The organism is Rhodobacter sp. CZR27 (genome assembly GCF_002407205.1).
Taxonomy (GTDB): domain Bacteria; phylum Pseudomonadota; class Alphaproteobacteria; order Rhodobacterales; family Rhodobacteraceae; genus Cereibacter_A.
In genome coordinates this window covers 922,629-936,549 of record NZ_CP023548.1, presented here as the reverse complement: position 1 = coordinate 936,549, position 13,921 = coordinate 922,629, and the positions used below count along the sequence as shown (strand labels likewise).

The following is a 13,921-nucleotide window of genomic DNA, read 5'->3' as shown; positions in this document are numbered from 1 at the left end:
CCTTGGGTTTCCGGTCCTCGGGCGCTATATCGACCCCGGAGGCCGCATGAAACTCATTCAAATTCTTGTTGTTGCCGCACTTCTGCCCTTCGCCGCCGCAGCGGAGGAGCCGGTTGGCGCGGGCCCGGTGGACGCCCGAGACCTGACGCTTGCGCAGTTCCTCTGGACGAAACGCCCGGTCGTCGTCTTCGCCGACACACCCGCCGATCCGAACTTCGTCCGGCAGATGCAGCTGATCGACGCCCGCCTCGACCAGCTGGCCGAGCGCGACGTGATCGTCATCACCGACACTGACCCGGCCGAGCCCTCCGAGATCCGCCGCGCGCTGCATCCGCGCGGCTTCTCTCTGGTGATCCTCGACAAGGACGGGCAGGTGAAGCTGCGCAAGCCCCTGCCCTGGGACGTGCGCGAGATCGGCCGGGCGATCGACAAGTTCCCGCTGAGACGCGAGGAACTGCTCGAGCGGAACCCGGCCGGCCGGTAGCTCATTCGAACTCCATGATGATGTCGTCGACGCGCAGGCTGGAACCGGCGGCGGCGGCGATGCGCTTGACCACGCCCTTGCGCTCGGCGCGCAGGATGTTCTCCATCTTCATGGCCTCGACGGTGGCGAGCGCCTGGCCTTCCTGCACCTCGTCGCCTTCCGCGACGTTGATCTTCACCACGAGGCCCGGCATCGGGCAGAGCAGGAAGCGCGAGGTGTCCGGCGGCAGCTTCTCGGGCATGAGGACCGCGAGTTCCGCCTGACGCGGGGTGCGGACATGCACCTTCAGGTCCGCTCCGCGCAGCCGCAGCCGGAAGCCCATCGGGATCTTGCCGACCTTCATCACCAGGGGCTTGCCGTCCACCATCACGCGGGCGAGCGGCTGGCCCGGGGTCCAGTCCGACGTGCAGCGCAGCGAGGAGCCGTCGCAGAAGGTGACGGTCGAGCCCTCGCGGTCGGCGGCGATGCCGACGCGGAAGTCCTCGCCCTGCAGCGAGACCACCCAGTCGTCACCCACCTTGCGCTCGTGGTTGTCCATCGTGCCCGAGATGCGGGTGCGGCGGATCTCGGCCACGCGGTTCATGGCGGCGGCGGCGGCGGCGACGCGGCGCAGCGTCGTCTCATCGAGCGTCGCCCCCTGGAAGCCGTCGGGATATTCCTCGGCGATGAACGCGGTGGTGATGTCGCCCTTCACGAAGCGCGGATGGTCCATCACCGCGCCCACGAAGGGCAGGTTGTGACCGATCCCCTCGACCTCGAACGTGTCGAGCGCGAGGCGCATCTCCTCGATCGCCGCATCCCGCGTCGGCGCCCAGGTGCAGAGCTTGGCGATCATCGGGTCGTAATACATCGAGATCTCGCCGCCCTCGAAGACGCCGGTATCGTTGCGCACGACCGAGGTGGGGGTGACGGCTTCCACCGGCGGCCGGTAGCGGGTCAGGCGACCGATCGACGGCAGGAAGTTGCGGTAAGGGTCTTCCGCATAGAGGCGGCTTTCCATCGCCCAGCCGTTGATCTTCAGGTCCGACTGCTGGAAGGGCAGCTTCTCGCCGGCCGCCACGCGGATCATCTGCTCGACAAGGTCGATGCCGGTGATCAGTTCCGTGACCGGGTGTTCCACCTGAAGCCGGGTGTTCATCTCGAGGAAGTAGAAGTTCTTCTGCCCGTCCACGATGAACTCGACCGTCCCCGCCGAGGCATAGCCCACCGCCTTGGCCAGCGCGCAGGCCTGCTCGCCCATCGCCTTGCGGGTGGCTTCATCCAGGAACGGCGAGGGCGCCTCCTCGATGACCTTCTGGTTGCGGCGCTGGATCGAGCATTCCCGCTCGTGCAGGTAGACGCAGTTGCCGTGCTTGTCGGCCAGAACCTGGATCTCGATGTGGCGCGGTTGGGTCACGAACTTCTCGATGAAGATCCGGTCGTCACCGAAGCTGTTGGCGGCCTCGTTCTTCGAGGACTCGAAGCCTTCGCGCGCTTCCTGCGCGTTCCAGGCGATCCGCATGCCCTTGCCGCCACCGCCCGCGCTGGCCTTGATCATGACGGGGTAGCCGATCTGGTCCGAGATCTTCACCGCCTCGTCCGCATCCGCGATCAGGCCCATGTAGCCCGGAACGGTCGAGACGCCGGCCTCCTTCGCCAGCTTCTTCGAGGTGATCTTGTCACCCATGGCCTCGATCGCCGGCGACGGCGGGCCGATGAAGACGACGCCAGCCTTTTCGAGCGCGGCGGCGAAGTCCATCCGTTCCGACAGGAAGCCGTAGCCGGGGTGGACGGCCTCGGCGCCGGACTGCCTGATCGCGTCCATGATCTTGTCGATCACGATATAGGACTGGTTCGCGGGCGGGGGCCCGATGTGGATCGCCTCGTCCGCCATGCTGACGTGGAGAGCGTTGCGGTCGGCGTCCGAGTAGACGGCCACCGTCTTGATGCCCATCTTGCGGGCGGTCTTGATGACGCGGCAGGCGATCTCGCCCCGGTTCGCGATCAGGATCTTCTTGAACATCATCGTCCCTTTGTCAGCAGCGCGCCCCTCGGGCGCAAATGCAAAGGACCGCCCGGGCGCGCGGCCCGGACGGTCCCTCGGTGAAGCGAACGCCGCGCAGGGCGGCGACGAACTCAGTAGTAGCGGCCGCCCGAGCGGCAGGGCGGAAGGCCCGGCACGCCGCAGCTTGCAGCGCCGGCCAGCGCGCCGAGAGCGGCGCCGGCGACCATGTTCTCGTCGGTCGCATCGGCAATGGCCGCGCCGGCAAGCGCGCCGCCACCGGCCCGGCCGGTTGCCGTGTCGCAGGCCGACAGGGTCGCGGCAACCGCGCCGAGGAGAAGGAATTTCGTGATGTTGGACATGCTCTGCCTCCGTTTCGTGTTCTGGCGGCGGCGAGGATTACCGCAACGCACGTCCGGGAAAAGGCGAAAATCCGCGCCACCGACGCCTCGGCCGAATTGCGCTTACGCCCGGAAAAAGCCGGTCCGGGTCGCGGGGATCCGGACCGGAGGATGAGGGAAGGGTCGCAACACTGCCAGAGACCAGCCGGCGCGGCGCCGGCCATCCCCGCGGGCCGAGGATGCGGCCGATGCGGCCGGCTGGCAAAGCCCATCAGGCCACGCCATTCGCGATGCGCGAAATTCGGCCGCGACGGCGGCAGGTTGCGCGGAAGCATGCCTATTCGTCCTCGTCCTCGTCCCAGTCATCCCCGTCATCCGCCAGCGGCGGCGCGTCGGGAGCGAAGATTGCGGGAAAAGCGGCCTCGGCCTTCCGGCGGTCGATGCGCAGCAGCGCCTCGTAGGACTCGGGATCGAACGGATCCTCGGCCGGCACCACCTCGCGGCCGAAGAGCCAGGACAGGCGGCCGGCGTCGAGGTTGCCGCGCTCGAACGGTTCCTCGCCGAAATGCGCCCAGAGCGCGGCGAGAAAACCCTCGTCGGCGGCGCGGTCCACCGCCTTGCGATCACGATAGCGCTCGCGCCGGATGATGCGCGTGGCGCCGTCCTTGTTGGCGCGGCGGACGGTGTATTGCAGGTCGGTGCCGGGAAGACGGCTGGGGAAGCCGCGATGCTTCAGCATGGCCGCCCCTCCCCGGACAGGAGGGCGGGAAGCGAGGCGGGCCGGAGATGCTCGACGGCCCGCCCGGGCAGGTTACTTGTACTTGCCCGTGTAGACCGGCTCGGTCGTGACGGCCGGCTGCTCAACGTAAACCGTTTCTTCTTTCTTCGCGCAGGCAGCCACAACGGCAACCAGGCACAGCGCGAAAACGACAGTGCTCTTCGACATCCTCTACTCCTTTTTTTATTGCAAGCCGGCGGGAAGGATGACTCCTCCACGTGGGCTTCCTGCGAGGCATAGACCGCTTGGGTTCGGTCGATCGCCATCGTATCTGATAGAATTGGGGAATGACACAGCGCGCCGTTCAAACCCCAAGCCTGTGACTCTTCTACATCAGCACCCGGAAGATTGCGGGCGCAAACCACCATATCTGGTGTCATCATCAGAAAGCCTCCCAGATGCAGTGGCCGTCGCGAATGGTAAAGGCCTCGAAGAACTGCGTGGCCTCGGGGTCCGCCGAGCCGAACGGCACGGGGCGGTCGGAGAACGAGATGATCACCTGGCTGGGCGCCGGCATGCTGCGGGCGACCCGCGGCAGGACGTAGCTTTCGCAAAGCGCCACCATGTCCTCGAAGACCATGTCGTGGTCGATCCCGCCCTCGGCGCCGATCCGCGGCGCAAGGAAGCGGAAGCGGTAGGTTAGCCCGGCGGGGCCGGGCTGGTTCGAGATCACCTCGAGAAGCGTGACGGGCTGGCCCGAGGGAACGGCAACGGGATCGGAGGCCGTGGTCATGCGGCCCCTCCGTCCGGCGCGGCACCGGGCGCGCCTGTCACGCCCGTTCCGGTCGGATCTCCCCTGCCGCCGCTCCTCTGCATGCCCCCTCCCCTTCCGTCGATCAGAGAGGAATGTTGTCGTGCTTCTTCCACGGATTGCTGAGCGTCTTGTTGCGCAGGCTGGCGAAGGCGCGCGCGACGCGACGGCGGGTCGAATGCGGCATGATCACCTCGTCGATGAAGCCGCGCTCGGCCGCCACGAAGGGGTTGGCGAAGCGATCCTCGTATTCCTTCGTGCGGGCGGCGATCTTCTCCTTGTCGGCCAGTTCGGCGCGATACAGGATCTCGGTCGCGCCCTTCGCACCCATCACCGCGATCTCGGCGGTGGGCCAGGCGTAGTTGAAGTCGCCGCGCAGGTGCTTCGAGGACATCACGTCATAGGCGCCGCCATAGGCCTTGCGGGTGATGACGGTGACCTTCGGCACGGTCGCCTCGCCATAGGCGAACAGGAGCTTCGCGCCGTGCTTGATGACGCCGCCGTATTCCTGGCCCGTCCCCGGCAGGAAGCCCGGCACGTCGACGAGCGTCAGGATCGGGATGTTGAAGGCATCGCAGAAGCGCACGAAGCGCGCGGCCTTGCGGGAACTGTCGATGTCGAGGCAGCCCGCCAGCACCATCGGCTGGTTCGCCACCACGCCGACCGTCTGGCCCTCCATCCGGATGAAGCCGGTGATGATGTTGGCCGCGTAGTCCTTCTGGATCTCGTAGAAGTCCGCCTCGTCGGCGATCTTCAGGATGAGTTCCTTCATGTCGTAGGGCTGGTTCGGGTTGTCCGGGATCAGCGTGTCGAGGCTGTCCTCGATCCGGGCCACGTCGTCGAAGAACGGCCGCACCGGGGCGGGCGTGCGGTTCGACAGCGGCAGGAAATCCACCAGCCGGCGGATCTCGTAGAGCGCCTCGACGTCGTTCTCGAAGGCGCCATCGGCGACCGAGGATTTCTTGGTGTGGGTCGAGGCGCCGCCGAGTTCCTCGGCCGTCACCACCTCGTTCGTCACGGTCTTCACCACGTCGGGGCCGGTGACGAACATGTAGGAAGTGTCCTTCACCATGAAGATGAAGTCGGTCATGGCCGGCGAATAGACCGCGCCGCCGGCGCAGGGCCCCATGATCACCGAGATCTGCGGGATCACGCCCGAGGCCATGATGTTGCGCTGGAACACGTCGGCGTACCCGGCGAGCGAGGCCACACCCTCCTGAATCCGCGCGCCGCCCGAGTCGTTCAGCCCGATGACCGGCGCGCCGTTCTGCATCGCCATGTCCATGATCTTGCAGATCTTCTGCGCGTGCGTTTCCGACAGCGAGCCGCCGAACACGGTGAAGTCCTGGCTGAAGACATAGACCATGCGGCCGTTGATCGTGCCCCAGCCGGTCACGACGCCGTCGCCCGCCGGGCGGTCCTCTTCCATGCCGAAGTCCGTGCAGCGGTGGCGCACGAACATGTCGAACTCCTCGAACGAGCCCTCGTCGAGCAGCAGCTCGATCCGCTCACGCGCGGTCAGTTTGCCACGCTTGTGCTGCGCCTCGACCCGGCGCTGACCGCCGCCCGCGCGCGCGATCTCGCGACGCTGCTCGAGTTCCTGGAGAATGTCCTTCATGGTCTTGCCCCCCGAATTTCGGCGCACCATAGTCAGGAGCCCTGCCAGACGAAAGAAAATTTCGGGATATTTGCAAATCTCTTTGCAAATGAAGCCTGCAAATCGCAAATCCGCTAATGGACGCCAGACATGCCCAGCCTTCCGGTGCCGCTCGTGACGATCGGCCTGCTGCTCGCCTCGAACATCTTCATGACCTTCGCCTGGTATGGCCACCTGAAATACAAGGCCGCGCCGCTTCTGGTGGTGGTTCTCGTCAGCTGGGGGATCGCCTTCTTCGAATACCTCCTGCAGGTGCCGGCGAACCGGATCGGCCACGGCCACTTCTCGGCGGCCGAGTTGAAGACGATCCAGGAGGTGATCACGCTCGCGGTCTTCGCAGCGTTCTCGGTGCTCTACCTGAAGGAGCCGTTGCAGTGGAATCACCTGATCGGATTCGCGCTGATCGGAACGGGAGCATTCTTCATCTTCCACCGCTGGTCGTGATGGACAGCGCCCCGCCCCTGCCCTAGCTCTGGCCGATGTCCGCGCATCCCCCCACCCGCTTCCTGAACCGCCAGTCGCCGCCGCATATCATGACGCTGGTCATGCTGACCGGCCTCGCGGCGCTGTCGATGAACATCTTCCTGCCGTCGCTTCCCGGCATGGCCGCGTGGTTCGAGGCGCCCTACCAGTTGATGCAGCTCTCGGTCTCGCTCTACCTCGGGCTCAGCGCGGTGCTTCAGGTGCTGGTCGGGCCCATCTCGGACCGGTTCGGGCGTCGCAGCGTGATCCTGTGGTCGCTGGTCCTGTTCCTGTTCGCCACGGTGGGGACGCTGCTGGCGCCGAACGCCACGCTGTTCCTGGTGTTCCGCATGGCGCAGGCGGTGATCGCGGCGGGGATGGTGCTCAGCCGGGCCGTCGTGCGCGACATGGTCCCGGACGAGCAGGCGGCCTCGATGATCGGCTATGTCACCATGGGGATGTCGCTGGTGCCGATGATCGGCCCGGTCATCGGCGGCTTCCTCGACGAGATGTTCGGCTGGCAGGCGAACTTCGCGCTGCTGCTGGTGCTGGGGGTCGCGGTGACCGTCCTCGTCTGGGCCGATCTCGGCGAGACCTCGACCGCGCGGCCGATCAGCTTCGCGGCGCAACTGCGCCAGTATCCCCAGCTTCTGGGTTCGCGCCGGTTCTGGGGCTACGTGCTTTGCGCGGCCTTCGCCTCGGGCTGCTTCTTCGCCTATCTCGGCGGTGCCCCCTTCGTCGGAACCGAGGTCTTCGGCCTCTCCTCGTCGCAGGTGGGCGTGTATTTCTCGGCGCCCGCGATCGGCTACGCGATCGGCAACTTTCTGTCCGGCCGGTTCTCGGTGCGGGTCGGGATGAACCGGATGGTGCTCTGGGGCTCTCTGGCGACGACCGCGGGCCTCGCGATCCTGATGGGCGGAACACTGGCGGGCCTGCATCATCCGGGCTTCTTCTTCGGCATGATGACGGCGGTGGGGCTTGGCAACGGCATGGTGCTGCCGAATGCGAACGCGGGGATGCTGTCGATCCATCCGCAACTCGCCGGCACCGCCTCGGGCCTCGGCGGCGCCATCATGATCGGCGGCGGCGCGGCGCTCGCGGCGCTCGCGGGCGCGGTGCTGACCAAAGGCAGCGGAGAGATGCCGCTGATCGTCATCATGCTGGCCTCGGGTGTGGCCTCGGTCGCCGCGATCCTCTGGGTGATCCGCCGCGCCCGGGCGCTTGGCCTGAGCGGTTGACGCGAGACCTTTGCAAAGGCAGAACGGCCTTTGCAAAGGAGGGATCCGGTGGCCCAGAAACTCTATGCCGGCGCGAAGCTGCGCGAGGTGCGGATGCGCCTCGGCCTGACCCAGAAGGTCTTTGCGGAACGGCTCGGCGCCTCGCTGCCCTATCTGAACCAGATGGAGAACAACCACCGGCCGGTCTCGGCCACGGTCGTTCTGGCGCTGGCGGCCGAGTTCGGCGTGGACGTCACCAGCCTCACCACCTCCGAGGCCGAGCGCATCGTGACCGACATGCGCGAGGCGCTGGCCGATCCCGTGTTCTCGGACAGCCCGCCGCTGGCGGACCTGCGGCTGGTGGCCTCGAACGCGCCGGCGCTGGCCCGGGCCTTCCTGGACCTGCATCGCGCCTACCGGCAGACGCACGAACGGCTCGCCTCGCTGGACGAGGCGCTGGGGCGGACCGATGCCGCCCTGCGCCCCTCACCGTGGGAGGAGGTCCGCGACTTCTTTCACTATTGCGACAACTACATCGATCCGGTGGATCGGGCCGCCGAACATTACTCGGCGCCCGGAGGTGTCCGCCGCGACGTGTTTTCCGCCGCCGTGGACACCCTGACCGCGGCAGGCATCGCCTTGCAGTTTTCGGACATGGAGCCGATCCGCAGCTTTTCAGATGGCGCGCTGAAGCTGTCGTCGCGGGCTGCAGCGCCGACCCAGCGGTTCCAGTTGCTGCATCAGGTGGCGCTGCTGACACAGCATGACCTGCTGGAGGCGACGCTGGACCTCGCGCGGTTCCAGACGCAGGAGGCGCGCGAGATCGCCAAGATCGGACTGGCGAACTACTTCGCCGGCGCGGCGCTTCTGCCCTATCGCCCTTTCCTTCAGGCGGCCGCGGAGACGCGCCACGACCTCGAGCGGCTGGCCGACATCTTTGGCGCCTCGATCGAACAGGTGGCGCACCGGCTTTCGACGCTCCAGCGTCCCGGCGCCAAGGGCGTGCCGTTCTTCTTCGTCCGGGTCGATCAGGCGGGGACGATCACCAAGCGCCATTCGGCCACGCGATTCCAGTTCGCGCGGTTCGGCGGGGCCTGCCCGCTCTGGAACGTGCACCGCGCGTTCGAGACGCCGGGGCGCTTCCTGCGCCAGCTGGCGCAGACGCCGGATGGCGTGCGCTACCTTCTGCTGGCGAGGGACGTGTCAAAATCGGGAGGATCATTCACCGCGCCCGTCCGACGCTACGCCATCGGCCTCGGCTGCGAGGTGCAGCACGCCGATGCGCTGGTCTATGCGGACGGTCTGGATCTGAAGGGGGCTTTCGAGCCCATCGGCATCTCCTGCCGGATCTGTGACCGGCAGGAGTGCCACCAGCGGTCTGTGCCGCCGCTGGAAAGGCGCCTTCGGGTGGACCCCGACCGGCGCGGGTTGTTGCCTTACGAGATAGTAGACTAGCTTGCCACCTTCAGGCAGCTGACGATTTCATCCTTCAGTTGCACGCGCTTGCGGCGAAGGTCCTGTTCCTGAAGCGACTCGAGCGGCTCGACCAAGGTCTCGGCCCGGTGAACCGCACGGTTCACCGCGTGATATTCCTCGACAAGACGCGCGAAATGCGGGTCGGCTATCCTGAGGTCACGGATACGCTCGGCATCGCCCGGAAAGTCTTCCGACAGCTCGTGCGGGGTGTGGGTCATGCCGTGCTCCCTCTTGGTTTCGTTAAATAAAGGCTACGCCGGAGATTCTTTTTGCGCCTTGATCAACGTCAATGTCAGCGTCTCGCGGGGCGGAAGCCCGCAGACTCGGCCTCGGCGACCGAGCAGAACCAGCGTTCCTCGGGGCGCGAGATCACGGTGCGGGCGTAATCCTCCTGCCCCGGCAGGTGGTAGATCCGCCCGCGCTGCGAGACGTTGCCCTTGATGGTGCAGTTTCCCGGCGCGACTGACCCGCCGGAGTGGCGGAACTCCTCGGGCCGCTCGATCCGGCCCGACCAGACCCCGGCACGAGCCAGCGAGGCGCGAGCCTCGTCCTCGACGTAGCGCGAGGAATAGCGGCGGTAGGCGAAGGCGGCCCCTGATCGCACCAGCCATGCGCCAAGGTCCTCGCCCTCGACGCTGCAGTTCGCAAGCAGGCGGCCGTAGCGGTCGCGCTCGTCGCCCTCGCAGCGGACGGGCCGGTCGCGCAGCCGCGCCCTGAGCGTTTCTGTCGCCCACCGGCCGCAGGGCCAGTCGGTTCCGGCCGCCTCGCAGGTCTGCGCCGTTTCGGGGGCGTCGATGCCGAAGAGGCGCACCCTGGCGCCTTCGATCTCGATCGTGTCGCCGTCGATCACCCGGGCCCGACCCTCGAGCGAGGTCGCGGCGGCTGGCAATGGCAGAAGCAGAAGAATGACAAGGAGAGAACGAAGCGTTAACATGCACGAGATTTCCGGCCTCGGCGGCCGGAAATCAAGCGAGAAGTTAACAAAGAGTTAAGGAAACCTTAACGCTGTGCCACGCGCCAGTTCGGGTTCAGCGCCGGCTCCAGGTTCAGCGGCGCGAGTGGTGCACGCCCGAGGATGTGATCGGCCGCCTTCTCTCCCACCATCATCGAGGGCGCGTTGAGGTTGCCGTTGGTCACCCGCGGGAAGATCGAGCTGTCGGCGACGCGCAGCCCCTCGACACCGATCACCCGGCATTCGGGATCGACCACCGCCATCGGATCGTCGCGCCGGCCGATGCGGGCGGTGCCGCAGGGGTGATAGGCGCTCTCGACATGCTCGCGGATGAAGGCGTCGATCTCCTCGTCGGTCTGGCAGGCCGGCCCCGGCTGGATCTCGCCCTTCACGAAGGGGCGGAAGGCGTCCTGCCCGAAGATCTCGCGCGTCAGACGGATGCAGCGGCGGAAGTCGTCCCAGTCCTCGGGCGTCGACATGTAGTTGAAGCGGATCACCGGCGCGGCCTCGGGATCGGCCGAGCGCAGCGTGACGGACCCGCGCGAGGGCGAGCGCATCGGACCAACATGGACCTGGAAGCCGTGCCCCTCCGCCGCCGCCTTGCCGTCGTAGCGCACCGCGATAGGCAGGAAGTGATACTGGATGTCCGGATAGTCGATGCCCGCCTTGGAGCGGATGAAGGCGCAGGCCTCGAACTGGTTCGAGGCACCGAGGCCCCGCCCGGTGAACAGCCACTGCGCGCCGACCATCACCTTGCCGCGCAGGTTCCAGTGCTTGAACAGCGTCACCGGCTGGAGGCTGGCAAACTGCATGTAGACCTCCAGATGATCCTGGAGGTTCTGCCCTACGCCCGGTCGGTCGGCCACCACAGCCACGCCATGCTCGGCCAGATGGGCGGCAGGACCGATGCCGGACAGCATCAGGAGCTTCGGCGTGTTGAGCGACGAGGCAGCAAGGATCACTTCGCGTCCCGCACGGATGATCTCGCGCTGACCGCGGCGCAGGACCTCGACACCGACCGCCCGCCCCTCCTCGATCACCACCCGCAGCGCGAGCGCCCGCATCACCTTGACGCCGAACCGCTTGCGGGCAGGCTTCAGGTAGGCATTCGCCGCCGACCAGCGCCGGCCCTGCCAGATCGTCGCCTCCATCGGGCCGAAGCCCTCCTGTGCGGCACCGTTGTAGTCGTCGGTCACCGGATAACCCGCCTGCCGGCCGGCCTCGATGAAGGCGTTGAAAAGCGGGTTGGAGCGCGGCCCGCGCGTGACGTGCACCGGGCCGTCATGGCCGCGCCAGTCCACGTCGCCCGGAACGTGCCAGGTCTCCATGCGCTTGAAATAGGGCAGCACGTCGGCGAAGCCCCAGCCGGTGGCGCCCTGCTCGGCCCAGTGGTCGAAGTCGCGCGCGTGACCACGGACATAGACCATGCCGTTGATCGAGGACGAGCCGCCGATCACCTTGCCGCGCGGCGTGGCGAGGACGCGGCCGTCCAGATGCGGCTCGGGCTCGGTCTTCAGGCCCCAGTCGTAGATCCCCATGTTCATGGGGTAGGAGAGCGCTGCGGGCATCTGGATGAAGGGCCCCGCATCGGTGCCGCCGTGCTCGATGACCAGCACCGAACGTCCCGCCTCACCAAGCCGATAGGCCATTGCGCAGCCGGCCGAGCCTGCGCCGACGATCACATAATCGAACATCCGGAGGTCCTCAGTAGGGGGCTTCAACCGCGCCCATGCCCACATAAACCGACTTTACCTGAGTATAGTGCTCGACCGCGGCGCGGCCGTTCTCGCGCCCGACGCCGGACAGCTTCACCCCGCCGAACGGCGCCTCGACCGGGGTCAGGTTGTAGGCGTTGATCCAGCAGGTTCCCGCCTGAAGCTTCGCCACCACCCGGTGCGCGCGGGTGAGGTCCGAGGTGAACACACCGGCGGCAAGGCCGAACTCGGTGGCATTCGCGCGGGCAACGGCTTCCTCCTCGGTCTCGAAGTCCAGCACGGCCATCACCGGGCCGAACACCTCCTCGCGGGCGAGGGTCATGTCGTCCGTCACATCGGCGAAGACCGTCGGCTGCACATAGCAGCCGGGCGAGACCGATGCCTCGCCGCCGCAGACCAGACGTCCGCCCTCGGCCCGCGCCTTCTCGATGTAGCTGAGCACCTTTTCCAGCTGGCCTTGCGACACCAGTGGCCCCATCTGCGTCTCGGGGTCGAGCGGATCGCCCATGCGGATGGCGTCGGCCCGCTCGGCGAGGCGCGTCAGGAACTCCTCCTTGATGCCCCGCTGCACGAAGACCCGCGTGCCGTTCGAGCAGATCTGTCCGGAGGAGTAGAAGTTCCCAAGCATCGCGGCGCCAATCGCCCCGTCGAGGTCGGCATCGTCGAAGACGATCAGCGGCGACTTGCCCCCCAGCTCCATGGTGACGTGACGCACGCCCTCGGCCGCCGCGGCATAGACCTTGCGTCCGGTCGGGACCGAGCCGGTCAGCGACACCTTCGCGACCCTCGGATCGGTGGCGAGCGCAGCACCCACCGCACCCCTGCCCTGTACCACGTTGAAGAGACCGGGAGGCAGCCCCGCCTCGGTCAGGATCGCCGCCAGCTGCAGCGCACCGAGCGGCGTGACCTCGGACGGCTTGAACACCATCGCATTGCCCAGCGCCAGCGCCGGCGCGGCCTTCCAGCAGGCGATCTGGCTCGGATAGTTCCAGGCACCGATGCCGACGCAGACGCCCAGCGGTTCGCGAATCGTATAGACGAAATCCTGACCCAGCGGGATCGTCTCCCCCGTGACGGTCGGCGCGAGGCCCGCGAAATATTCCAGCGCATCGGCCCCAGACGGCCAGTCGGCCACCCGCGTCTCCTGCAGCGGCTTACCGGTGTCCAGAGTTTCGAGAACGCTCAGTTCCTCGTTCCGCTCGCGGATCAGGTCGGCCGCGCGGCGCAGGATGCGGGCGCGCTCCACCGGGCGCATCGCGGCCCATTGGCCCTGGGCGCGGGCGGCCGAGGCCAGCGCGGCCTCGATCACCGCAGGCGTCGCCTCGTGCAGCCGCGCGATCTCTTCGCCGTTCGCCGGATGGATCACGGGAATCGGGGCACCCGACGAATCCTCCAGCGGGCGACCGTCGATGAAATGGCTGGCGGCAGGCTGGGCTCTCACGCGAGGACTTCCTTCAGATGGGATTGCAGGTAGGCGCGGGCCGAGGCCACCGCGGCCTCCCCGTCGGGAGGGCCATCCTTCAGCACCTCGCGCAGATAGACCCCGTCGATCAGCGCGCCGAGTCCGTCGGCCAGTTCCTCGGCCCGGTCCCCCGCCAGCGGTCGCAGGCAGTGCAGGAGATTCGATCTCAGGCGCCTCTGGTAGATCGCAAGCAGCCGCTTCGCCTCGGGCACGGTGGCGGCCAGCACGTAGAAGTTGAGCCAGGCGCCCACCACTTCGCGCCTGAAGTTTGCAGGCGAAAAAGAGGCGCGCAGGATCGCCATCAGCCGCGCCGACGGACCCTGTGCCGTCATCAGCGCGCCCCGCACTTCGGCACCGTAAAGCGACAGCACATGGCGCATCGCAGCCAGGAAAAGCGCTTCCTTTCCACCGAAATAGTGGTGCGCGAGCGCCGCGGACATGCCTGCGCGCTTGGCGATCTGACTGACCGTCACATCAAGGCTTCCCGTCTGCCCGATCTCGACGATCGCGGCTTTGACGAGCGCGGCCTTTCGGATAGGCTCCATACCGAGTTTCGGCATGTGCTGAATACCTGATTTAGTGGTTGCCAAGCCGAGCTATCGTGAAGTTTATTGACTCGTCAATCAACAAAAAACGGGGAGACAC

At 67.1% G+C, this 13,921-nt stretch carries 15 protein-coding genes; 4 read left to right on the top strand and 11 right to left on the bottom strand.

Annotated features, from left to right (window positions below; all coding sequences use genetic code 11):
* Positions 1-46: 46 nt before the first annotated feature.
* On the top strand, positions 47-484 hold the full coding sequence (locus tag CK951_RS04745; protein ID WP_096785062.1) for a DUF4174 domain-containing protein: 438 nt from the start codon (positions 47-49) through the stop codon (positions 482-484).
* A 1-nt stretch (position 485) separates the two neighbouring features.
* Here CK951_RS04745 and CK951_RS04740 read toward each other — a convergent pair whose 3' ends face one another.
* From CK951_RS04740 to CK951_RS04715, 6 genes are all read right to left on the bottom strand, one after another.
* Positions 486-2,486 carry an acetyl/propionyl/methylcrotonyl-CoA carboxylase subunit alpha gene (locus tag CK951_RS04740; RefSeq protein ID WP_096785061.1) on the bottom strand — a complete coding sequence of 667 codons (2,001 nt, stop codon included), beginning with the start codon at positions 2,484-2,486 and terminating at the stop codon, positions 486-488.
* 113 nt (positions 2,487-2,599) lie between these two features.
* Complete coding sequence (locus CK951_RS04735; protein ID WP_096785060.1) at positions 2,600-2,827, bottom strand: hypothetical protein; 228 nt, start codon at positions 2,825-2,827, stop codon at positions 2,600-2,602.
* Between the two features lie 316 nt (positions 2,828-3,143).
* Complete coding sequence (locus CK951_RS04730) at positions 3,144-3,545, bottom strand: hypothetical protein (RefSeq protein WP_096785059.1); 402 nt, start codon at positions 3,543-3,545, stop codon at positions 3,144-3,146.
* A gap of 72 nt (positions 3,546-3,617) precedes the next feature.
* A complete protein-coding gene (locus tag CK951_RS21875) occupies positions 3,618-3,752 on the bottom strand; it encodes a hypothetical protein (RefSeq protein ID WP_096785058.1) in 135 nt (44 codons plus the stop codon).
* A gap of 214 nt (positions 3,753-3,966) precedes the next feature.
* A complete protein-coding gene (locus tag CK951_RS04720) occupies positions 3,967-4,317 on the bottom strand; it encodes a DUF6497 family protein (protein WP_096785057.1) in 351 nt (116 codons plus the stop codon).
* A 103-nt stretch (positions 4,318-4,420) separates the two neighbouring features.
* Entirely contained in the window at positions 4,421-5,953 is a 1,533-nt protein-coding gene (locus CK951_RS04715; RefSeq protein ID WP_096787161.1) for an acyl-CoA carboxylase subunit beta, read from the bottom strand.
* Positions 5,954-6,082: 129 nt separating this feature from the next.
* Here CK951_RS04715 and CK951_RS04710 point away from each other — a divergent pair, with 129 nt between their 5' ends.
* The 3 genes from CK951_RS04710 to CK951_RS04700 are packed head-to-tail and all read left to right on the top strand — an operon-like array spanning position 6,083 to position 9,126.
* Positions 6,083-6,436: a DMT family protein gene (locus tag CK951_RS04710; RefSeq protein WP_096785056.1), complete on the top strand. Its 354-nt coding sequence runs from the start codon at positions 6,083-6,085 to the stop codon at positions 6,434-6,436.
* Between the two features lie 35 nt (positions 6,437-6,471).
* Complete coding sequence (locus CK951_RS04705) at positions 6,472-7,692, top strand: multidrug effflux MFS transporter (RefSeq protein WP_096785055.1); 1,221 nt, start codon at positions 6,472-6,474, stop codon at positions 7,690-7,692.
* A 48-nt stretch (positions 7,693-7,740) separates the two neighbouring features.
* Positions 7,741-9,126: a short-chain fatty acyl-CoA regulator family protein gene (locus tag CK951_RS04700; protein ID WP_096785054.1), complete on the top strand. Its 1,386-nt coding sequence runs from the start codon at positions 7,741-7,743 to the stop codon at positions 9,124-9,126.
* Here CK951_RS04700 and CK951_RS04695 read toward each other — a convergent pair.
* The 5 genes from CK951_RS04695 to betI all read right to left on the bottom strand — a co-directional run bounded on the left by CK951_RS04695 (position 9,123) and on the right by betI (position 13,836).
* On the bottom strand, positions 9,123-9,365 hold the full coding sequence (locus CK951_RS04695; RefSeq protein ID WP_096785053.1) for a YdcH family protein: 243 nt from the start codon (positions 9,363-9,365) through the stop codon (positions 9,123-9,125). The genes CK951_RS04700 and CK951_RS04695 overlap by 4 nt on opposite strands.
* A 74-nt stretch (positions 9,366-9,439) precedes the next feature.
* Positions 9,440-10,081 carry a thermonuclease family protein gene (locus tag CK951_RS04690; RefSeq protein WP_096785052.1) on the bottom strand — a complete coding sequence of 214 codons (642 nt, stop codon included), beginning with the start codon at positions 10,079-10,081 and terminating at the stop codon, positions 9,440-9,442.
* Between the two features lie 65 nt (positions 10,082-10,146).
* A complete protein-coding gene (gene betA / locus CK951_RS04685; RefSeq protein ID WP_096785051.1) occupies positions 10,147-11,793 on the bottom strand; it encodes a choline dehydrogenase in 1,647 nt (548 codons plus the stop codon).
* Between the two features lie 10 nt (positions 11,794-11,803).
* On the bottom strand, positions 11,804-13,255 hold the full coding sequence (betB, locus tag CK951_RS04680; protein WP_096785050.1) for a betaine-aldehyde dehydrogenase: 1,452 nt from the start codon (positions 13,253-13,255) through the stop codon (positions 11,804-11,806).
* Positions 13,252-13,836 (bottom strand): choline-responsive transcriptional repressor BetI, encoded by a 585-nt coding sequence (betI, locus tag CK951_RS04675; protein ID WP_096785049.1) that lies wholly within the window; start codon positions 13,834-13,836, stop codon positions 13,252-13,254. The genes betB and betI overlap by 4 nt, the downstream gene beginning before the upstream one ends.
* Between the last annotated feature and the right edge of the window lie 85 nt (positions 13,837-13,921).